Origin of the sequence: Candidatus Solirubrobacter pratensis (genome assembly GCF_000425945.1) — a bacterium.
GTDB lineage: Bacteria > Actinomycetota > Thermoleophilia > Solirubrobacterales > Solirubrobacteraceae > Solirubrobacter > Solirubrobacter pratensis.
The window spans coordinates 240,859-258,100 of the sequence record NZ_AUEK01000009.1; the positions used below are offsets into that span (position 1 = coordinate 240,859).

26 protein-coding genes are annotated in these 17,242 nt (G+C 71.9%); 12 read left to right on the forward strand and 14 right to left on the reverse strand.

The window, feature by feature from the left end; genetic code table 11:
• Window positions 1-23 precede the first annotated feature (23 nt).
• Window positions 24-776 (forward strand): inositol monophosphatase family protein, encoded by a 753-nt coding sequence (locus H958_RS37360; protein WP_051324255.1) that lies wholly within the window; start codon window positions 24-26, stop codon window positions 774-776.
• Here H958_RS37360 and H958_RS37365 read toward each other — a convergent pair.
• Complete coding sequence (locus tag H958_RS37365) at window positions 756-1,373, reverse strand: ANTAR domain-containing response regulator (protein WP_037410140.1); 618 nt, start codon at window positions 1,371-1,373, stop codon at window positions 756-758. The two genes, H958_RS37360 and H958_RS37365, sit on opposite strands and share 21 nt — an antisense overlap.
• 98 nt (window positions 1,374-1,471) lie before the next feature.
• Here H958_RS37365 and H958_RS37370 point away from each other — a divergent pair, with 98 nt between their 5' ends.
• A complete protein-coding gene (locus tag H958_RS37370) occupies window positions 1,472-2,275 on the forward strand; it encodes a SigB/SigF/SigG family RNA polymerase sigma factor (RefSeq protein WP_081685924.1) in 804 nt (267 codons plus the stop codon).
• 11 nt (window positions 2,276-2,286) lie between these two features.
• The gene (locus H958_RS0114575; protein ID WP_028059215.1) at window positions 2,287-2,604 is read left to right on the forward strand and encodes a cupin domain-containing protein; all 318 of its coding nucleotides are present in this window, start codon (window positions 2,287-2,289) and stop codon (window positions 2,602-2,604) included.
• 56 nt (window positions 2,605-2,660) lie between these two features.
• Here the strand turns inward: H958_RS0114575 and H958_RS43385 are convergent, their stop codons facing one another.
• The 7 genes from H958_RS43385 to H958_RS0114605 form a co-directional block, all read right to left on the reverse strand.
• On the reverse strand, window positions 2,661-3,155 hold the full coding sequence (locus H958_RS43385) for a BON domain-containing protein (RefSeq protein WP_051324256.1): 495 nt from the start codon (window positions 3,153-3,155) through the stop codon (window positions 2,661-2,663).
• A gap of 40 nt (window positions 3,156-3,195) precedes the next feature.
• The gene (locus H958_RS37380; protein WP_051324257.1) at window positions 3,196-4,092 is read right to left on the reverse strand and encodes a ParB N-terminal domain-containing protein; all 897 of its coding nucleotides are present in this window, start codon (window positions 4,090-4,092) and stop codon (window positions 3,196-3,198) included.
• A gap of 16 nt (window positions 4,093-4,108) precedes the next feature.
• Window positions 4,109-4,471, reverse strand: coding sequence for an STAS domain-containing protein (locus H958_RS0114590; protein WP_051324258.1), 363 nt, complete (start codon window positions 4,469-4,471; stop codon window positions 4,109-4,111).
• 73 nt (window positions 4,472-4,544) lie between these two features.
• A complete protein-coding gene (locus H958_RS0114595) occupies window positions 4,545-4,913 on the reverse strand; it encodes a hypothetical protein (protein ID WP_231379251.1) in 369 nt (122 codons plus the stop codon).
• A gap of 35 nt (window positions 4,914-4,948) precedes the next feature.
• Window positions 4,949-5,410: an ATP-binding protein gene (locus tag H958_RS43390; RefSeq protein ID WP_051324259.1), complete on the reverse strand. Its 462-nt coding sequence runs from the start codon at window positions 5,408-5,410 to the stop codon at window positions 4,949-4,951.
• A gap of 114 nt (window positions 5,411-5,524) precedes the next feature.
• Window positions 5,525-5,662 carry a hypothetical protein gene (locus H958_RS47545; protein ID WP_196807350.1) on the reverse strand — a complete coding sequence of 46 codons (138 nt, stop codon included), beginning with the start codon at window positions 5,660-5,662 and terminating at the stop codon, window positions 5,525-5,527.
• A 196-nt stretch (window positions 5,663-5,858) separates the two neighbouring features.
• Window positions 5,859-6,143, reverse strand: a complete 285-nt coding sequence (locus tag H958_RS0114605; RefSeq protein ID WP_028059218.1) for a hypothetical protein — start codon at window positions 6,141-6,143, stop codon at window positions 5,859-5,861.
• Window positions 6,144-6,175: 32 nt separating this feature from the next.
• Between H958_RS0114605 and H958_RS0114610 the strand changes: the two genes are divergently transcribed.
• The 3 genes from H958_RS0114610 (at window position 6,176) to H958_RS0114620 (ending at window position 8,326) form a co-directional block, all read left to right on the forward strand.
• On the forward strand, window positions 6,176-6,742 hold the full coding sequence (locus H958_RS0114610; protein WP_028059219.1) for a type 1 glutamine amidotransferase domain-containing protein: 567 nt from the start codon (window positions 6,176-6,178) through the stop codon (window positions 6,740-6,742).
• A 2-nt stretch (window positions 6,743-6,744) separates the two neighbouring features.
• Window positions 6,745-7,401: an HAD family hydrolase gene (locus H958_RS0114615; protein WP_028059220.1), complete on the forward strand. Its 657-nt coding sequence runs from the start codon at window positions 6,745-6,747 to the stop codon at window positions 7,399-7,401.
• 76 nt (window positions 7,402-7,477) lie between these two features.
• The gene (locus H958_RS0114620; protein ID WP_081685894.1) at window positions 7,478-8,326 is read left to right on the forward strand and encodes a SigB/SigF/SigG family RNA polymerase sigma factor; all 849 of its coding nucleotides are present in this window, start codon (window positions 7,478-7,480) and stop codon (window positions 8,324-8,326) included.
• Window positions 8,327-8,358: 32 nt separating this feature from the next.
• Here H958_RS0114620 and H958_RS45125 read toward each other — a convergent pair whose 3' ends face one another.
• A complete protein-coding gene (locus H958_RS45125) occupies window positions 8,359-8,832 on the reverse strand; it encodes an ATP-binding protein (protein ID WP_081685895.1) in 474 nt (157 codons plus the stop codon).
• On the opposite strand from H958_RS45125, the gene H958_RS46305 reads away from it, so the two are divergent.
• Together H958_RS46305 and H958_RS0114635 are read left to right on the forward strand one after the other, a co-directional pair.
• Window positions 8,831-8,995 (forward strand): hypothetical protein, encoded by a 165-nt coding sequence (locus H958_RS46305; RefSeq protein ID WP_156027990.1) that lies wholly within the window; start codon window positions 8,831-8,833, stop codon window positions 8,993-8,995. The two genes, H958_RS45125 and H958_RS46305, sit on opposite strands and share 2 nt — an antisense overlap.
• A gap of 9 nt (window positions 8,996-9,004) precedes the next feature.
• Window positions 9,005-9,412: an SRPBCC family protein gene (locus H958_RS0114635; RefSeq protein ID WP_028059222.1), complete on the forward strand. Its 408-nt coding sequence runs from the start codon at window positions 9,005-9,007 to the stop codon at window positions 9,410-9,412.
• A gap of 2 nt (window positions 9,413-9,414) precedes the next feature.
• On the opposite strand, the gene H958_RS0114640 is transcribed toward H958_RS0114635, so the two are convergent.
• The gene (locus H958_RS0114640) at window positions 9,415-10,335 is read right to left on the reverse strand and encodes a Crp/Fnr family transcriptional regulator (protein ID WP_028059223.1); all 921 of its coding nucleotides are present in this window, start codon (window positions 10,333-10,335) and stop codon (window positions 9,415-9,417) included.
• 251 nt (window positions 10,336-10,586) lie between these two features.
• Here H958_RS0114640 and H958_RS37395 point away from each other — a divergent pair, with 251 nt between their 5' ends.
• Entirely contained in the window at window positions 10,587-11,573 is a 987-nt protein-coding gene (locus H958_RS37395) for a sigma-70 family RNA polymerase sigma factor (protein WP_196807352.1), read from the forward strand.
• A gap of 288 nt (window positions 11,574-11,861) precedes the next feature.
• Here the strand turns inward: H958_RS37395 and H958_RS43395 are convergent, their stop codons facing one another.
• Together H958_RS43395 and H958_RS0114655 are read right to left on the reverse strand one after the other, a co-directional pair.
• Window positions 11,862-12,347 (reverse strand): ATP-binding protein, encoded by a 486-nt coding sequence (locus H958_RS43395; RefSeq protein WP_196807353.1) that lies wholly within the window; start codon window positions 12,345-12,347, stop codon window positions 11,862-11,864.
• Between the two features lie 2 nt (window positions 12,348-12,349).
• Window positions 12,350-12,724 (reverse strand): STAS domain-containing protein, encoded by a 375-nt coding sequence (locus H958_RS0114655; RefSeq protein ID WP_081685896.1) that lies wholly within the window; start codon window positions 12,722-12,724, stop codon window positions 12,350-12,352.
• 63 nt (window positions 12,725-12,787) lie between these two features.
• Between H958_RS0114655 and ligD the strand changes: the two genes are divergently transcribed.
• The 3 genes from ligD (at window position 12,788) to H958_RS37410 (ending at window position 16,260) form a co-directional block, all read left to right on the forward strand.
• Window positions 12,788-14,221 (forward strand): non-homologous end-joining DNA ligase, encoded by a 1,434-nt coding sequence (gene ligD, locus H958_RS0114660; RefSeq protein ID WP_028059225.1) that lies wholly within the window; start codon window positions 12,788-12,790, stop codon window positions 14,219-14,221.
• Between the two features lie 28 nt (window positions 14,222-14,249).
• On the forward strand, window positions 14,250-15,125 hold the full coding sequence (ku, locus tag H958_RS37405; protein ID WP_156027991.1) for a non-homologous end joining protein Ku: 876 nt from the start codon (window positions 14,250-14,252) through the stop codon (window positions 15,123-15,125).
• A 76-nt stretch (window positions 15,126-15,201) separates the two neighbouring features.
• On the forward strand, window positions 15,202-16,260 hold the full coding sequence (locus tag H958_RS37410; protein ID WP_037410143.1) for a DNA topoisomerase IB: 1,059 nt from the start codon (window positions 15,202-15,204) through the stop codon (window positions 16,258-16,260).
• A 5-nt stretch (window positions 16,261-16,265) separates the two neighbouring features.
• Here H958_RS37410 and H958_RS0114675 read toward each other — a convergent pair whose 3' ends face one another.
• Together H958_RS0114675 and H958_RS37415 are read right to left on the reverse strand one after the other, a co-directional pair.
• Complete coding sequence (locus tag H958_RS0114675; protein WP_028059226.1) at window positions 16,266-16,457, reverse strand: hypothetical protein; 192 nt, start codon at window positions 16,455-16,457, stop codon at window positions 16,266-16,268.
• Entirely contained in the window at window positions 16,454-17,242 is a 789-nt protein-coding gene (locus H958_RS37415) for a SigB/SigF/SigG family RNA polymerase sigma factor (RefSeq protein WP_037410144.1), read from the reverse strand. Before H958_RS37415 ends, H958_RS0114675 begins: the two co-directional genes overlap by 4 nt.

Genomic DNA, 17,242 nt, shown 5'->3' on the forward strand with positions numbered 1-17,242 from the left:
ACGTTACGTCATAGATTCCCGGCGTGCGCCCCCCTCAGTCGTCGCTCCGCGACCTGGACGTCGCGATCCAGGCGGTGCATGCCGCCGTCGAGGCGGCCCGCCAAGCCCGCCGCGAACCGCTCAATCCCCGCGCCAAGTCCGTCGCCGCCGACCTCGTCACCGAGGCGGACGCCCGCGCCGAGCACGCCGCCGCGACCGTGATCTCCGCCCACCGCCCCGACGACGGAATCCTCGGTGAGGAGGGCACCAACCGGTCGGGCGGAGACCGCCGCTGGGTGATCGACGGCATCGACGGGACGGTCGCGTTCGCGAGCGGCCTCCCGGGGTGGTGCAGCGCGGTCGCGCTCGCGGACGGCGACGGACCCGCGGTCGCCGCCGTGCTCGACGCCACCACCGAGGAGCTGCACACCGCCGTGCGCGGCGCGCAGAGCGTCAACCGCGTGCGACGCGCATGTCCGCTCGACGACGCCCACATCGCCACGTTCGTGCGTCGCGACCGGCTCGTGCTCCCGGGCGTCCGCGAGCTCGCGCACCGCCTGCTCGACCGCGCGGGCCTCGTCCGCCACGCCGGCCCCGGGTCACTGGAGCTCGCCTGGGTCGCCGGCGGCCGGCTCGACGGCTGGCTGCAACCCGACGTCGACCCGTGGGACTGGCTCCCCGGGGCGCTGCTCGTCACCCAGGCGGGCGGCGAGGCTCGGGTGATCGAGGGCGAGACCCGCTGGCACATCGCGGGCCCGCACGAGCTGGTCGAGGAGCTAGCCGGGCTGCTTCGGTAGCAGCGCGTGTCCGTCGAGCACCGACTGCGCCACGTCGACCACCCGCCGGCCGCCGGCGCGCGCATGCTCGCGGAGCCGCTGGAAGGCCTCGATCTCGCCGATCTGGTGGCGCTCCATGAGCACGCCCTTGGCGCGCTCGATGACCGTCCGGCGCTCCAGCGCCGTCTGCAGCTGCTCGACCTTCTCCGTCAGCCGCGCCTCCTCGCGATAGCGCCGCAGCGCCACCTCGATCGCCGACTGCACGTCGTGCGGCGCCCAGGAGTCCACGTAGCCGGCGATCCCCATGTCCGCCGCGCGGGCGATCAGCGCCGGGTCCTTCGCCTCGCGCACGGTCACGAGCACCGGCCCTGAGGCGAACTCGACGGTCTCGGAGATCAGCGCCAGCCCGTGCTCGTCGTCGCTGTCGATGACGACGAACGCGACGTCCGGATCCTCGCGAGCGATCAGCTCGATCGCCTCGGCGACGGAGACCGCGAACGGCGCCACTTCGTGGCCGAGCGAGGCCAGCACTTCGCCGAGCACCCTGAGGTCCTCTTCCCGCTCGTTCGCGAGCAGGACTCGCAGGCTTCGCTCGCTCGTCGTTCCGATCGTCGTCATGCGCTCTACAATCCGTTGGTCCGCGGCCCTGAACCCCGTTGCGGCATTCGAAGCGCCCCTGCAACCCGGCGCCGACCCTTCCGGACTTGGTGTTGGGCTTGCAGAACCTCGAAGACCGCGACTCGGGATCCCGAGCATATCCGCAGGACCGCGACGGCCGCGAGGCGCGCGCCCGCGCCGACCGCCGCCTGCTGGAGCGCGCCCACCTGGGCGACCAGGAGGCACGCGCCGCGCTGGTGGACCGCTTCCTGCCGCTCGCCCGCCAGCTCGCGCGCCGATACCAGCGCGGGGGCGAGCAGCTCGACGACCTCAACCAGGTGGCCTCACTCGGCCTGCTGAAGGCGATCGACCGCTTCGATCCGGCGCGCCAGACCGCGTTCTCGAGCTTCGCGGTGCCGACGATCCTGGGAGAGCTCAAGCGCCACTTCCGCGACCGCGGCTGGTCGGTGCGCGTCCCTCGCGACCTGCAGGAGCTGGCCGTCAAGCTCGAGCCGACCACCGAGTCGCTGCAGCGCGAGCTCGGGCGGGCGCCGACGCTCGCGGAGCTCGCCCGCCGGCTCGACACCACGATCGAGCTGGTGCTCGAGGCGCGGGAGGCGGCCGCCGCCTATCGCGCCGTCTCGCTCGACCGCCCGCGCGACGATGACGACGATGGCACCGACCCGCTCGGCGACGCGGTCGGCGCGGAGGACCCCGGCTTCGCGGTGGCCGAGAACGCCGCGACCGTCGAGCGGCTGATGCGCGTGCTGAGCGAGCGCGAGCGAGAGGTGCTGCGCCTGCGCTTCGCGGAGGACCTCACGCAGGCCGAGATCGGGATGCGGGTGGGCGTCTCCCAGATGCACGTCTCGCGCCTCATCCGGCAGGCGGTCAGGCGGCTGCGGGAAGCGGCCGAGGAGGCGTAGGCTCCCGCTCCATGGAGCACTGGGACCTGCGCGAGCTCGACGTCGCGCCGCACCATCCGAGGATCCTGCACTCCGCGCGCGGCGAGGCGCGCTCGATCCTGATCTCGCTGCCCGCGGGCGAGGAGCTGCAGGAGCATCAGGTACACGAACGTGCCTATGTCGTCGTCGTCGACGGCGAGGTCGACCTCGCGGGACAGCACGCCGGCGCCGGCGCGGCGGCCGTCTTCGAGCCCAACGAGCGCCATGCCGTGCGCGCCACCAGCGACGCGCGGCTGCTGCTCGTGCTCGCCCCGTGGCCCGGCAACGGGCACCCGGGCGCACGGGACTGACGAAGCCCGCGCTTGGCGCTCGTTTCGTCGGGAGCGCTTGCCGGCCCCGCGTTCGGTCAGCTCGAATGAAGGCGCTCGGCGGCCAGGCCGCGCGGCTCGGCGTCGGGCGCGGGCGTGCCGGGCGTATGCAGCAGGTTCTGCACGCCCTTGATCCCGTCGACGTGACCCGCCTGGTCGCCGAGCCGCTCGATCCACGACTGCTCCTCGACCTCGCCGCGCAGCGTCGCGACGCCCGCCTGGACGTCGACCGAGACGCTGCCCTTGGGCGCGTCGGCGGCGCGGAAGATCTCGGTCTCCACCTTGCGCGCGAGCGTGACGTCGTCGGCGTCCGCCGGCCGCGTCGCGGTCGGCGCGGCGGTGTGCGCGGCGCCCTTGGCGACCTGCGCGGCGTGCGTCGCCTGCGTCTGCATCGCGGAGGCGACGTGCGAAGCCTTCGACTGCGCCTGGTCGCGCATCGTGTTGCGGCGCCGCCGGCCGCTCTGAGGATCGAGGAAGTGCGCCGCGGCGGCTCCTGCTGCGAGCCCGAGCGCGAAGCTGATCGGGGTTCTCATACGACCTCGGCTACCCGGGCCCGGATGCCGGAAACGCCGCTCAGTACGGCCAGCGGCGGGGACGCCGCGGGGGCAGCCGGTGGCGCCGCCGGTAGCGCCGCTGCTCGGCCTGGCGCAGGCGATCGAGCACGTCGTCGGACCATTCGTGGGTGCGCAGGAGCAGGTAGCGGTCGGCGGCGACGCGCAGGTAGGCGTCGGCCTCGGTCTCGCCGCGCTCGACGAGGTCGCCCGAGGAGATCAGCTCCGAGACCGGCACGTACTCCTCGTCGAACCAGATCCGGGCGACCTCGGCACGCTCGTAGAAATGGCCGCGCTCCTGCATCAGCCGGAAGCCCCATGCCTCGACGGCCTCGGCGAGCGTGCCGAAGTCCCACGGATCCGACAGCCTGATCCGCGCGCGGCGCTGCGCGTCGAGCGGGACGCGCTCGCGGAACAGCCGCTCGTGGTCCTTGAGCGGCAGCTGCGACACGCGCAGGTCGGCGCCGAGCTTGAGCCGGGTCGTGACCTCGGTGACGTAGGCGTCGATGTCCTCATGGCCGAGCGACTTGGCCACCGAGACGCGATGGTGGCCGTCGCGCACGAAGTAGAGGTCGCCGACCTGGAAGAGCGAGATCGGCGGCAGCGCCTCGCCGCGCCGCTGGGCGGCGGCGATCCGCTCCCAGCGCGAGCGCAGGCGCGCCGAGGTGGGGCGGAAGCCGCGATCGAAGTCGACCGCGCGGTCGACGGTGCCGACGATCGCGTCCAGCGGCACGATCTGGAGTCCGCGGTCGACCTGCCCGGTCCGGCCGAGCGCGTCGACGACCTCCTCGAACGGCAGGATGAGCCCGACGTCGTCGGGCTCCCGGCGCAACCTCCGCGCGACGTCGGACAGCAGCCGCGCCCGCCGGGCGCGGCTGAAGTCGTGCTGGGCGTCGGAGGCGGAGAACCCGGAGCTCACCGCCGACCGAGGCTACCTATCCTGCGCCGACCGCATCGCCGTTGAGCGCCTCGTCGAGCGAGCCGACGATCGTGAAGACGCTGTCCAGGCCCGTGATCCGGAACGTCTTCGCGATCGCGTCACTTGTGCAGACGATGACCAGCGATCCGCCTTGGCGGCGGAGTCGGCGGTGCGCCCCGATCAGGACGCCGAGCGACGAGGAGTCGATGAAGGTGGTCGCGGACAGGTCCACGACCACGTGCAGCCGGCCGGCATCGATCGGTGCCGCGACGCGCTGCTTGAACTCGGGTGCGGTGAAGAGGTCGATCTCGCCCGCGACCGCGACGACATGGGTGTCGTCGCCGATCGGGCGATCGTCGATTTCGAAGTCGATGGCCATGCGCGAGGGGTCATCCCCCCTCAGCGCGATTCTCAATCGCATGGGGTCCGAGCGCTGGCCCGGCAAGCCGCCTTCACTCGCCCGCGCCCGCGTACTCCAGGCGGACGTGGAGGAACTCGCGCTCCCCCTCGGGCGACACGCGCAGCTCGTCGGCGAGCTGCTCGATCACGTTGCCCACTCCTGGCACGGCGGCGTCCACCACCAGGGCGTCGCCGCCGCCGGGGCGCAGCGGCCCGACGCGCAGCGAGAGCGTGCGCGGGCCGGGCTCGAACGCGACGTCGACCGTCCCGTGCAGCACGTGCGCGGGGGCGCGCGCGGCGATCAGGTCGGCGACGAGCACCGCGTCGTCCAGGCGGTCCAGCGGCAGGTCGGCGCGGGCGGCGAGCATGCCCACGACGCGCCGCAGGATCGGGCCGACGAGGGGGCCGGCTGCGATCGACACCGTCGTCGGCGCGTCGCTTCCCGTGCCGCCCCGCGTCACGCCGCTTCACCCGGCGCCCGCCGCGCGAAGGTCATCGCCACACGGCTGCCTCCGCCCGGCGCGGACTGCAGGTCGACGGTGTCGGCGATGGCGGCGATCAGCGGCAGGCCCAGGCCCGGGCCGGACGTGTCCGAGCTCGTGCCGATGCCGCGGCCGGTGTCGGCCACGATGACCTGCACCAGCTCGTCACCGGGCTCGATGGTGACCTCCACGGCGCCGGGAACTCCGGCCGCGTACGCGTGGCGCACGACGTTCGTGCATGCCTCGGTGACCGCCAGCCGGAGGTCCTCGATCAGTTCGTCGGACAGCTGCATGGACTCGGCGAACGCCCCCAGGACGTGACGGACGACCGCGACGTTCTCCGGCAGCGCGGGAAGCGTGAGCGTGACGTCCGTGCGCGGCGCCTCGAAGCGGTCCATCACGTCGACCGAGCAGAGCTGGTGCTGTGCGTTGCCCATGGTTCTCGCGTCCTGATACCCGGGCCCCAGCGCGGGCTAACCGTGCCGGCGGCGCGAATCAGCGCGTCTGGAGCATGACACGTGCTCGGTCGGACGCGCCGCGCCGCGGACAACTCAGATCGGGCGCGGGTTGGGGTCCGGCGGCAGCGGGATGGGATCCGGGGTCGGCGTCGGCGGCTGGGGATCCGGCGGAGCCGGCGGACGCGGGTCGGGCGTCGGTCCGGGCCCGGGAGCGGTGAGGCGATCGGCCATCTCTCAATGTCTACCGCTTAAGCACGAACGGGGCGCCGCGGCGCCCCGTTCGCTGAGGAGGAGGGTTTGGCGCGCCTGCCGGAGAGTGGAGGGCATCCGTTCGACGCGTCACCCAGTATCTGCCCTTGGTTGACGAGATTCAAACCAACGCGAACTCAATCTGCGCTCAAGACGTCCAAAATGTCCGTGGGCGGACCTAAATGGAGCGGCGACCTTCGGCTTCCCCGCCGGAGACCGGCCGCGCGACGTCAGGACGATCGTCGTGCGACGGGCCGGCGTTGAGGCCGTCGGGGTCGGCGTGCTGCGGCGTGTCTCCCACGGGCGTCTCGCTGTCGGACCCGATGATCCCGAGCGAGTTCTGGTCCGCGCCCGGGTCGCTCGCGTCCGAGACGTTCCCCTTCCGCGTCGAGTTGGTGACGAGGAAGGTGATGAACCCGGCCACGATCAGCACGACGATGACTGCGGCGATGACGTAACCCATATCCAGAGGCGTACCCGGGTAGCGCCTGCGATATGGACCTCAAAGGCAAGACAGTCGCGTTCCTCGCGGCCGAAGGCGTCGAGCAGGTCGAGCTGACCGAGCCGTGGAAGGCCGTCGAGCAGGCGGGCGGAACGCCCCAGCTGATCTCGGTCGAGGACGGCGAGGTGCAGGCGTTCAACCACCTCGACAAGGCCGACACGTTCCCCGTCGATCGCACCGCCGCCGACGCGGACGCGTCCGATTACGACGGCCTGGTGCTGCCGGGCGGCGTCGCCAACCCTGACTTCCTGCGCACCGACGAGAACGCCGTCGCGTTCGTGCGCTCGTTCTTCGAGCAGGCCAAGCCGGTCGCCGTGATCTGCCACGGCCCGTGGACCCTGATCGAGGCCGACGTCGTGCGCGGGCGCACGCTCACGTCATGGCCGTCGGTGCAGACCGACCTGCGCAACGCCGGCGCCAAGTGGGTCGACGAGGAGGTCGTGGTCGACGAGGGGCTCGTCTCCTCGCGCAAGCCCGACGACCTGCCGGCGTTCTGCGCCAAGCTCGTCGAGGAGATCGCCGAAGGCAAGCACGCCGATCAGGCGCGCAGCGCGGTCTGACCATGGCCACCGCGGTCCTGGACATCGACGGCACCCTGGTCGACACCAACTACCACCATGCCGTCGCGTGGTACAGGGCGTTCCGGCAGCACGGGTTCGTGCTGCCGCTGTGGTGGATCCACCGGCACATCGGGATGGGCGGCGACCAGCTCGTCGCCGCCCTCGCCGGTGACGGCTTCGAGCGCGAGCAGGGCGACGAGGTCCGCACCGCCGAGAAGGTCCTCTACATGGAGCTGATCCACGAGGTGCAGCCGCTCGAGGGCGCGCGCGCCGTGATCGAGGACCTCAAGAGCTCGGGCCACGTCGTCGTGCTCGCCTCCTCGGCCAAGCCCGAGGAGCTCGAGCACTACCTCACGCTGCTCGACGCGCGGTCGCTCGTCGACGGCTGGACCGACTCGGGCGACGTCGAGTCGACCAAGCCCGAGCCCGACCTCGTGCTGGCCGCGCTGGAGAAGTCCGGCGCCGAGCCGGGCGACGCCGTGATGATCGGCGACTCGACATGGGATTGCCGCGCCGCCGAGCGCGCGGGCGTGCGCTCGATCGGCGTGCTCACGGGCGGGTTCTCCGAGCAGGAGCTGACGGAGGCCGGCGCGTCGGAGGTCTTCTCCTCGGTCAACGAGCTGCGCGAGCACCTCTCCGACATGCCGTTGCGGGCGTGAGCCCGCGGCCATGCGTTTGAACCAGGACGCGGGCGGTAATGACTGCGTCCGACCGATGACCACGGTGGACGCTGCTATGGATACTGTCGAAGCGAGTTCGCCGGTCGTCGCGCCGGCGCGAGAGGAGAAGACGCCCGTCCCGATGACATCGGTCCCGCCGGCCCGCTCCGAAGACGGTCCGAGCCGCTCCGAAGAGGACCGCAGGCTCCTCATCCGCTACCACCGCCACGGCGACCAGGCTGCACGCGAGCAGCTCGTGCAGCGCCTGCTCCCGCTGGCGCGGCGGATGGCCCGGCGCTACCGGCGCTCCGATGAGCCGCTCGACGACCTCGTGCAGGTCGCCACGCTCGGCCTGATCAAGGCGATCGACCGCTTCGATCCCGCGCGCGAGACGGCGTTCTCCTCCTATGCGGTGCCGACGATGCTCGGGGAGCTCAAGCGCTACTTCCGCGACAACGGCTGGGCGGTCCACGTGCCGCGCGGGATGCAGGAGCGCGTGATGCAGGTGGACACCACGGTCAAGGACCTGTCGCGGCGGCTCGGGCGCTCGCCGTCGGCGAAGGAGGTCGCCGAGTCGCTGCAGCTGACGACCGAGCAGGTGCTCGAGGCGATGGAGGCGGCATCGGCCTACGACGCGGTCTCGCTCGAGTCCTACCGCTTCGGCGACGAGGGCGACGGCGAGACCTACGCCGAGTCCATCGGCGAGGTCGACGAGCGCTTCGAGCTGGTCGAGTACGGCGCCACGATCGCGCCGACGCTGCAGGCCCTGCCGGCGCGCGACCGCATCGTGCTGCACCTGCGCTTCGTCGAGGACATGACGCAGGCGGAGATCGCCGAGCGCGTCGGCGTCTCCCAGATGCACGTCTCGCGGCTGATCCGGCGGGCGCTCGAGCGCCTGCGCACGGTCGCCGATCACGCGGGCTGAGCCCTGCGTCGCGAAGGACGCAAGGAGGAGCGCTACGCGCGGCGTCGCGGTCCGACCTCGAACCACACGTGCGTCGAGCCCTCGTGGACGCCCCAGCACGTCGCGACCCGCTCCACCAGGTGCAGCCCCCAGCCGCCCTCGAGGCTCGGCTCGGGCGTCATCTCGATCTTGGCGCGCTCGCCGTCGCCCTGGTCGATCACCTCGCCGCGCACCTTGCCCTCAGCGCCGACCTCGAGCGAAAGCGTGATCGAGCGCTTGGGCCCGAACTTGACGCTGTTCGTGACGAGCTCGGACACGACGAGCTGGAGATCTTCCAGCACCTCTGGAGCGAGGATCTGATCGAAGACCTCAAGGGCACCGCGCGCCTGTGCAGGCGCGTCGTCTGCCGGGGGAAATTGGAAGCTGAACTGCATCGGGGGCGGTCGGCCCCTCCCTGACCGCCATGGAGAGTACGCGTTCCGGCTAAAGCATGGGCGGGCACCGGTCCGGGGTACGACCGTTTCCATGGAGACCAGCGAATCAGACGTCGGATATCCCGAGGAGCAGCCCGGCGAGGTCGGCGACGAGACGACCGAGCCCGACCGCCCGCGCAAGGGCGGCCACGGCGAGGGCAAGACGCCCGAGACCGAGAGCGGCGACGGCAAGGCGACCGGGAATCCGAACACCTAGAGGACCTCCGTGGGAGCCGTGGAGGAGACCGTCGAGGTCGAGGCTCCGCTGGAGACCGTCTACGACGCATGGACGCGGTTCGAGCAGTTCCCGCAGTTCATGGAAGGGGTCGAGCGCGTCGCCCGCAGCGACGAGACGCACCTCCGCTGGAGCGTCGACGGACGGCGCGAGTTCGACGCCGAGATCGTGGAGCAGCGGCCGTTCGAGCGGATCGTGTGGCAGGCGGTCGCCGGCGACACGCACCGGGGCACGGTCGCGTTCGAGCGCCTCGGCGATGCCCGCACGCGCGTGATGCTGCGCATCGAGGACGAGCCTGCCGGGCGCTTCGAGCGCACGGCAGGGCGCTTCCACAGGCGCCGCCTGCGCGGCGACCTGGACCGCTTCAAGACGATGCTCGAAGCGGCCCGGAAGCCGTAGGCCTACGCGGCGGCGTCGGGATCCTCGTCGCGGCGGGGAAGCGGCTCGTCGTCCTCACGGCGGCGCTCGAGCAGCTCGCGCAGCTGGCCCGGCTCGAGCGCCTCGCGCAGCCGGTCGATCGCGGCGATCACCTCGCCGCTGGGCGTCCCGCCCTCGGGGCGGTCGAAGCGCCGCGCGGGACGCAGCAGATCCTGCGCGCGCGCGGCGCCGCCGCCGGACGGCGGCTTGCGCGCGAGCGACTCGGCGTCGGGCGGGTCGCCGCGCAGCAGCCACGAGCCGTCGGGCCGGCGTACGAGCTCCTCGCGCTCGGCGAGCTCCGACAGCGCGGTCGACACCGTCGGCCGGCGCGCGCCGACGAGCTGTCCGAGGATCCGGTGCGTGAGCGCCAGCGGCACGATCACGCCGTCGCCGGAGACGCGGCCCCAGCGCTCGGCCAGGTGCCAGAAGAGCGCCTTCAGCCGGCGGTCCACGCGCGTGAGCTGCGAGATCGCCTGCGTGGTCGCGAGCCGCAGCGAGCGCTCGCTCAGGCGGTCGAACAGGCTCGCCGTGATCTCCGGGTAGCGCGTGACCTCGGCGGCGAAGCGGCGGTCCAGCACGGCGACCGTCAGCGGCGAGAGGACGGTCCAGACGGCGTCGACGGGCAGCAGGCCCGTGCGGCTGGCGGGCTGCCAGGGACGCACGAGATCACCGGGCCCGAGCAGCTCGGCGCTGACGTGATCCGCTACGACCAGCTCGCGTGAGAGAATCCCATCGATGATGAGGAGGCCGACATGATCGGCCGTCGCCCCCGCAAGGCGCGATACGTCCCAGGGCCCCACGGGCAGCCGGTGGCTGCGTACGACCAGCTCTCGCTCGGCCTGTTCCCTTCGCGTGTCGCTGAGCAGCGCGCCCAAATCGGGATCGGCGTCCAGCAGTCGGACCATATCCGGCGTCCGTGGCAATGCGATTGCGCCTCCTCTCACGATTCTGGGCTACCCAGGCCGGTCGGATTCCAGACGTCGCGATCGCGCCCGGCGTGTCGGGCGGCACGTTGGCGCCCGTTGGGGCATCCGTTTCTCCCTGGTTTATCCCGGGCATTGAGCGGTGAGTCAATGGTGCAGCCATGAGCACGGAGCGCGAAGCCGTGAACGGCCCCCTGTCCGCCCTCATAGACCGGGGAGAGGAGCGTGGTTGCGTGAATCTCAGCGAAGTCGACGAGCTCGCTCAAGCCTTGGAGCTCGAGGACGAAGACCTGGGTGCCCTGTACGAGCAACTTCAACTGCGCCAAATAGAGCTGCGCGACGACTGCACCCGCGAGAGCGCGCCCGAGGCGCCGCTCGACGATGCCCAGTTCGCCACCGTCACGACGGACACCCTGCAGCTGTTCCTGAACGAGATCGGCCGCCACCGGCTGCTGACGCCGTCCGAGGAGATCGACCTCGCCAAGCGGATCGAGCGCGGCGACCTCGAGGCCAAGGACCGCATGATCAACGCGAACCTGCGCCTGGTCGTCTCGATCGCGAAGAAGTACCAGGGCTCCGAGCTGACGCTCCTGGACCTGATCCAGGAGGGCATCCTCGGGCTCATCCGCGCGGTCGAGAAGTTCGACTGGCGCCGCGGCTACCGCTTCTCCACGTACGCGACGTGGTGGATCCGCCAGGCCGTCGAGCGCGGGATGGATGCCAAGGCGCGGACGATCAAGCTGCCGATCAACCTTGTGCGCGCGCAGCGCAAGGTCGCTCGCGCGGAGAACGCGCTGTCGCTGAAGCTGGACCGCGCGCCGACCGACGAGGAGATCGCGAGCGAGGCGGAGATCAGCGTCGAGGACCTGCTGGCGCTGCGCGATGCCGCGCGCACGGTCACGTCGCTCGACCGCCCGCTCGGCGAAGGCGAGGACGCCGCGTTCGGCGACCTCCTGCCGTCCGAGGGTCCGGCGCCGGAGGACGTCGTGCACGTCTCGCTGCGTGAGGAGATGCTGCGCCGCGCGCTCGACGAGCTGCCCGAGCGCGAGCGCACCGTGGTCGCCCTGCGCTACGGGATCGACGGCGGAGAGCCGACGCCGCTGCGCGAGATCGGCCGCCGGCTCGGCATCACGCCCGAGCGCGTGCGCCAGATCGAGTCCAAGGCGCTCGGGCGCCTGGGCCGTATGCGGGAGCTGGCCGCGCTGCGCCAGGCTGCGTAGGCGCATTGAGCCTCATCGTTCGGTAACCACGTATCCGCATCTCCCACCCGCGGCGCGGAGTCGCAGGACCGGATCGGCTGGGACGTGCTGACTCTCGCCGCGCCGCCCCGAAGCGATCACACCGGCCCCTCGCGAGCCGGACAGCGAACCGACCCGCTCCCTTACCAGCGCAGTGCGCCGGCCCCCGCGGGGCGGGCACGCGGAGACCCGCGGCCACTACAGCGATCGGCGAACCGCGCGGGTGAGGGGATGCGGGTCTGTCTCGCCCGCCGGCCCGGGAGGGCGGCGTCAGCTCGACGTCGCGTCCGGGTCCCAGCGGCCGTCGGCGCCGACGGTCCCGGTGACCGGGTTCTCGTCCGCCGGGTCGCCGGCGCGGGCGTAGGCGAACGTCATCCGCACCTCGGTCCCGTGGCCGGCGCTGCCGCGCAGCTCGAAGGAGTCCGACAGCGCGGCGATCAGCGGCAGCCCGAGGCCCAGCGCGGGCGGCTCGGAGCGAGCCGGGCGCGGCTGGATGCCGCTGCCGTGGTCGCGCACGACGATGGTCAGGCCCGCCTCGTCCGCGAGCATCTCGACCTCGAGCACCCCGGCGTCCTCTTCATAGGCGTGCACGACGACGTTGGTGCAGGCCTCGGTGACCGCCATCTTCATGTCGGCCAGCACCGAGGCGTCGAAGTCCAGCGCGTCGGCCATCCCGGCGAGCGCCTGCCGCACGACCCCGACACCCTCGGGCCGGGCCGGCATCGTCAACAGGACTTCGGGGGCGGGCGTCGTCATGGTCATTCTCCGGCCCCGTTCGGGGAGCGCGCCGCCGCTATCGCCTCCTCCCGCCCGCGCAGGACCGGCAGGACGGGGACGAGGCCGGTGATGTCGAGGATCCGCTGGACCCCTGGCTCGACCGTCTCGCCGACGCACACGACGTACCCCTGACCCGCCTCGATCGCCCGGCGGCGCGCGTCGAGCAGCGCTCCGAGGACGGAGGAGTCGACGAAGGTGGCGGCCGTCAGGTCGACAACGATGCCTCCGCCGCGTGCGAGGGCCTCCTCGAGCCGCTCGCGCAGCGTCGGGGCGGTGTAGATGTCGTGCTCACCCTCGACGACCACGACGACCACATCGTCCGCCGTCTCATCGAGCACGATGGGGTTAGCATCCATACGGGCGTGCACGATACCCACTAGAGGCCCACTTGACGCCGCCAGTCCGGTATCAAGGAGACGATGGCCGATCGCCTGCAGCGCTATCGCGACAAGCGCGACTTCGAGAACACCCCGGAGCCGGGCGGCGACGCGGGCGCGCCGGAGGCCGAACGGCGCTTCGTCGTGCAGGAGCACTCGGCCCGCTCGATGCACTGGGACCTGCGCCTGGAGCACGAGGGAACGCTCGCGTCCTGGGCCGTGCCGCGCGGGATCCCGCCCGATCCGAAGCGCAACCACCTCGCCGTCCGCACCGAGGATCATCCGCTCGAGTACCTCGAGTTCCACGGCGAGATCCCGGAGGGTCAATACGGCGCGGGAACGATGCGCATCTTCGACACCGGGACCTACGAGCTCGAGAAGTGGCGCGAGAACGAGGTGATGGTCGTCCTCCACGGCGAGCGGGTCCGCGGCCGCTACGTGCTGTTCCGCACGAACGGGTCCAACTGGATGATCCACCGCATGGATCCGCCCGAGGATCCCGACCGCGAGCCGATGCCGGAGGAGATCCAGCCGATGCTCGCCAAGTCCGGCCCGCTCCCGAAGGGCGACGAGTGGGCCTACGAGATCAAGTGGGACGGCGTGCGCGCGATCGGCTACGCCGAGGGCGGCCGCCTGCGGCTCGCGAGTCGCAACGCGAAGAACATCACCCCGCGCTACCCGGAGCTGCGGCCGCTCGGCCGCGCGCTCGGCACGCACGAGGCGATACTCGACGGCGAGATCGTCGCGTTCGGCGACGACGGGCGGCCGAGCTTCGAGCGCCTCCAGGGCCGCATGCACCTGACCTCGGAGTCGCAGGTCCGCCGGCTGTCGCAGTCGCAGCCGGTCGCGTACGTGATCTTCGACCTGCTGTTCCTCGACGGGCACTCGCTGCTCGAGCTGCCGTACGTCGAGCGGCGCGAGCGGCTCGCCGCGCTCGAGCTCGGCGGCCCGGTGTGGCAGGTTCCGGCCTACCACCGCGGGAACGGGCCCGCACTGCTGGAGGCCTCGCGCGCGCAGCGGCTCGAGGGGATCGTCGCCAAGCGGCTCGATTGTCCCTACACGCCGGGCCGGCGCTCCTCCGGCTGGGTGAAGGTCAAGAACGTCCGCCGCACCGACGTCGTGATCGGCGGCTGGCTGAAGGGCGACGGCGGCCGCGCCGGGCGGCTCGGCGCGCTGGCGATGGGCGCCTACGACGAAGAGGGCGAGCTGCGCTTCGTCGGCAAGGTCGGCACCGGCTTCACCGACGCCGAGCTCAAGCGCCTGCAGGGCCTGCTGGAGCCACTCGAGCGCCCGGACAGCCCGTTCTCGGGCACCCAGCCGCCGAAGCTCACGCGCTTCGTCGAGCCGGTGCTCGTGGCGAGCGTCGAATACACCGATCTGACGCGGATCGGCACGATCCGGCACCCCTCCTACAAGGGCCTGCGCGACGACGTCGACGCGCGCCAGGTCGCAATCGACCGTGCGGGCGTTGAGTGAACGCCGCCGGACGTAGCAGAATGTAGAGATGGCACGATCGATCTGGAGCGGCGCGATCTCCTTTGGGCTGGTGAACGTGCCGATCAAGCTGTACTCGGCCGTCTCGAAGAAGACGGTCCGCTTCCACCAGCTCAACGGCGAGACGGGCAACCGGATCCAGCAGAAGCGCGTTGACCCGGAGACGGGGGAGGAGGTCGCCTACGAGAACATCGTCAAAGGCTACGAGCTCACGCGCGACCGCTACGTGCTGATCACGCCGGAGGAGCTCGAGACGCTCGATCCGGAGAAGACGCGCTCGATCGACATCGAGGATTTCGTCGACGAGAGCGAGATCGACCCGATCTTCTACGACCACCCGTACTACCTCGTGCCCGACAAGGGCGCCGCGAAGGCGTACGGGCTGCTGCTGAACGCGATGGCGGACGCCGAGAAGACCGCGATCGCGCGCGTCGTGATCCGCCAGAAGGAGCAGCTGGTCGCGATCCGCCCGCACCGCGACGGCGATCTGCTGGTGATGGAGACGATGGTGTTCGCCGACGAGGTCGTCGGCGCGGACGAGCTGGACGGGCTGCCGGACTCCAAGGAGCTGTCGGTCTCCGACCGCGAGCTCACGATGGCGCGCCAGCTGATCGAGTCGCTGACCGACGATTTCGACCCGGGCAAGTACAAGGACGAGTACCGCGAGAAGGTGCTCGAGCTGATCGAGGCCAAGGCCGAGGGCCAGGAGATCGCCGTCCAGCCCGAGGCGCCGGCGCCGGCCAAGGTGCCCGACCTGATGGCCGCGCTGGAGGCGAGCCTCGCGGCCGTGCGCGGCGACGAGCAGGAGGAGGAGGCCAAGCCGAAGCGCAAGTCCTCCTCCGGCGGCGGCGCCCGCGCCAAGAAGAAGGAGACCGCGAAGTCCTAGGCGACCCCCTCGGGGCCTCGCCAGGCTCGACACGGCGCAAGCGTAAAGCGCGCAGCCGACGGGAAGGGGTTTACGCATGCCCCGCCTGCGCCGCTCGGACTGCTCCGGCCCTGGGATCACCCGCCGGCGCGCAGGGCGGGGGTTCGTCTATCTCGACGACGGGCAGCGGATCGAGGAGGCCGAGGTCCTGACGCGCATCCGCGAGCTCGGCATCCCGCCGGCGTGGCGCGACGTCTGGATCTGCCCTGACCCGCGAGGCCATCTGCAGGCCACGGGCATCGACGCCGCCGGCCGCAAGCAGTACCGCTACCACGACGACTGGCGCAAGCGCCGCGACGCGGAGAAGTTCGACGACATGACCCGCTTCGCCCGCGTGCTGCCGGCGCTGCGCGAGCGGGTCGAGACGGACCTCGCCGCGACGGACGAGGTGACGCGCGAGCGCGTCCTGGCCGCCGCCGTACGACTGCTCGATCGCGGCTTCTTCCGGATCGGCACCGAGGAGTACGCGGTGACGAACGAGTCCTACGGCCTGGCCACGATCCGCAAGGAGCACGTGACGCTCGACGCCGACGGGACGATGGTCTTCGACTACCCCGCGAAGAGCGGCCGGCGCCGGATCCAGGCCGTCGTCGATCCGCAGGTGGCCGGCATCATCGCGAAGCTCAAGCGCCGCCGCGGCGGCGGCCCGGAGCTGCTCGCCTACCGCGCGGGCCGGCGCTGGCACGACCTGCGCTCGCCCGACGTCAACGCCTACCTCAAGGAGGCGACGGGCGACGACTTCTCCGCCAAGGACTTCCGGACCTGGACCGCGACCGTGCTGGCCGCCGTCGCGCTCGCCGTCTCGGGTCCCGCCGCGAAGGCGAAGACGTCGCGCGAGCGCGCGATCGCGCGCGCCGTCAAGGAGACGGCGCACTACCTCGGGAACACTCCCGCCGTCTGCCGCGCCTCCTACATCGACCCGCGCGTGTTCGACGCCTATCGCGGGGGGCTGGTGATCGACCGCGACGTGCTGCTGGCGGCGCTCGACACCGAGGAGGGCGAGCTGCCGATCCACGTGCGCGCGATCGAGGAGGCGGTGCTCGACCTCCTCAACGAGCGCGAGAGCGCGCCGGGCGTGACGCAGCTCGCCGCGTAGGCGCGCTAGCGCTCGGGATGCGGGACGTCGGGCCCGTCGGGCTGCGGCGGGCTGGGATCGTCGGGCGCCGGAGGCGCCTCAGGGCCGGGCACGGGATCGGCCGGCACGGCCGGCTCGTCGGGCACCGCGGGCGTCGTCGGCTCGTCGGGGACGACGGGCCCGGTGGGGTCGGCGGGACCGGGGATCTCGAGCCTCATGCCTCCACCTTCATGCCGTTGCCGTAGGCGCCGAGCTTCTCCAGCGAGGACCGGATGATGCGCGAGATGTGCATCTGCGAGCAGCCCACGATCTCGGCGATCTCCGACTGCAGCAGGTCCTCGTGGAAGCGCAGGCGGAGGATCTCGCGCGCGCGCTCGTCCAGCACGCTCGTGAGGCGCTCGAGCGTGACGCCCGCCTCGACGCGCGCAAACTCGTCGTCGGGGCTGCCGATCAGGTCGCCCGCCGACGCCGAGTCGTTGTCCTCGTCGTGCACCGGCGCGTCGAGCGAGCGCACGGAGCGCCCCTCGGTCGCCTGCAGCGCCTCGACGATCTCCTCCTGCCCGCGATCAAGCCGCTCGGCCAGGTCGCCGACGGTGGGGGAGCGCCCCAGATCCCCCCAGAGCTTCTCGCGCGCCTCTTCGACCGCGAGGCAGAGCTCCTGCAGGTCGCGCGCGGGGCGCACGTCCCAGGTCGAGTCGCGGAAGTAGCGGCGGAGCTCGCCGAGGATCGTCGGCACCGCGTACGAGGAGAACGCGAGCCCGCGCTCCGGATCCCAGCGGTCGACCGCCTTCACCAGGCCGACCGAGGCGACCTGGATCAGGTCGTCGAGCGGCTCCGAGGCCCGGCGATAGCGCAGCGCGAGCGAGCGAGCCAGCGGCATGTAGCGCTCGATCAGCTCGTCGCGCGCGTGGCCGTCACCGGTCCGTACGCGTCGCATCAGGCGCTGGTCCTCGCGCTGGCGCCGTGCGCGGTCCAGCGGGGCCGTGGGTGCGGTTGAGCCCAT

Excerpts from the sequence above, each read along its gene's own strand:
- H958_RS0114615 (WP_028059220.1), top strand. The coding sequence starts at position 6,745 with ATGGCCACCGCGGTCCTGGACATCGACGGCACCCTGGTCGACACCAAC.
- H958_RS37365 (WP_037410140.1), bottom strand. The coding sequence starts at position 1,373 with ATGACGACGATCGGAACGACGAGCGAGCGAAGCCTGCGAGTCCTGCTC.
- H958_RS0114640 (WP_028059223.1), bottom strand. The coding sequence starts at position 10,335 with ATGGTCCGACTGCTGGACGCCGATCCCGATTTGGGCGCGCTGCTCAGC.
- H958_RS0114590 (WP_051324258.1), bottom strand. The coding sequence starts at position 4,471 with ATGGCCATCGACTTCGAAATCGACGATCGCCCGATCGGCGACGACACC.
- H958_RS37415 (WP_037410144.1), bottom strand. The coding sequence starts at position 17,242 with ATGGGCTCAACCGCACCCACGGCCCCGCTGGACCGCGCACGGCGCCAG.
- H958_RS43395 (WP_196807353.1), bottom strand. The coding sequence starts at position 12,347 with ATGACGACGCCCGCCCCCGAAGTCCTGTTGACGATGCCGGCCCGGCCC.
- H958_RS46305 (WP_156027990.1), top strand. The coding sequence starts at position 8,831 with ATGGAGACCAGCGAATCAGACGTCGGATATCCCGAGGAGCAGCCCGGC.
- H958_RS43390 (WP_051324259.1), bottom strand. The coding sequence starts at position 5,410 with ATGGGCAACGCACAGCACCAGCTCTGCTCGGTCGACGTGATGGACCGC.
- H958_RS37410 (WP_037410143.1), top strand. The coding sequence starts at position 15,202 with ATGCCCCGCCTGCGCCGCTCGGACTGCTCCGGCCCTGGGATCACCCGC.
- H958_RS0114620 (WP_081685894.1), top strand. The coding sequence starts at position 7,478 with ATGGATACTGTCGAAGCGAGTTCGCCGGTCGTCGCGCCGGCGCGAGAG.
- H958_RS0114605 (WP_028059218.1), bottom strand. The coding sequence starts at position 6,143 with ATGGGTTACGTCATCGCCGCAGTCATCGTCGTGCTGATCGTGGCCGGG.
- ligD (WP_028059225.1), top strand. The coding sequence starts at position 12,788 with ATGGCCGATCGCCTGCAGCGCTATCGCGACAAGCGCGACTTCGAGAAC.
- H958_RS0114655 (WP_081685896.1), bottom strand. The coding sequence starts at position 12,724 with ATGGATGCTAACCCCATCGTGCTCGATGAGACGGCGGACGATGTGGTC.
- ku (WP_156027991.1), top strand. The coding sequence starts at position 14,250 with ATGGCACGATCGATCTGGAGCGGCGCGATCTCCTTTGGGCTGGTGAAC.
- H958_RS0114675 (WP_028059226.1), bottom strand. The coding sequence starts at position 16,457 with ATGAGGCTCGAGATCCCCGGTCCCGCCGACCCCACCGGGCCCGTCGTC.
- H958_RS45125 (WP_081685895.1), bottom strand. The coding sequence starts at position 8,832 with ATGGAAACGGTCGTACCCCGGACCGGTGCCCGCCCATGCTTTAGCCGG.
- H958_RS0114575 (WP_028059215.1), top strand. The coding sequence starts at position 2,287 with ATGGAGCACTGGGACCTGCGCGAGCTCGACGTCGCGCCGCACCATCCG.
- H958_RS43385 (WP_051324256.1), bottom strand. The coding sequence starts at position 3,155 with ATGAGAACCCCGATCAGCTTCGCGCTCGGGCTCGCAGCAGGAGCCGCC.
- H958_RS0114610 (WP_028059219.1), top strand. The coding sequence starts at position 6,176 with ATGGACCTCAAAGGCAAGACAGTCGCGTTCCTCGCGGCCGAAGGCGTC.
- H958_RS47545 (WP_196807350.1), bottom strand. The coding sequence starts at position 5,662 with ATGGCCGATCGCCTCACCGCTCCCGGGCCCGGACCGACGCCCGACCCG.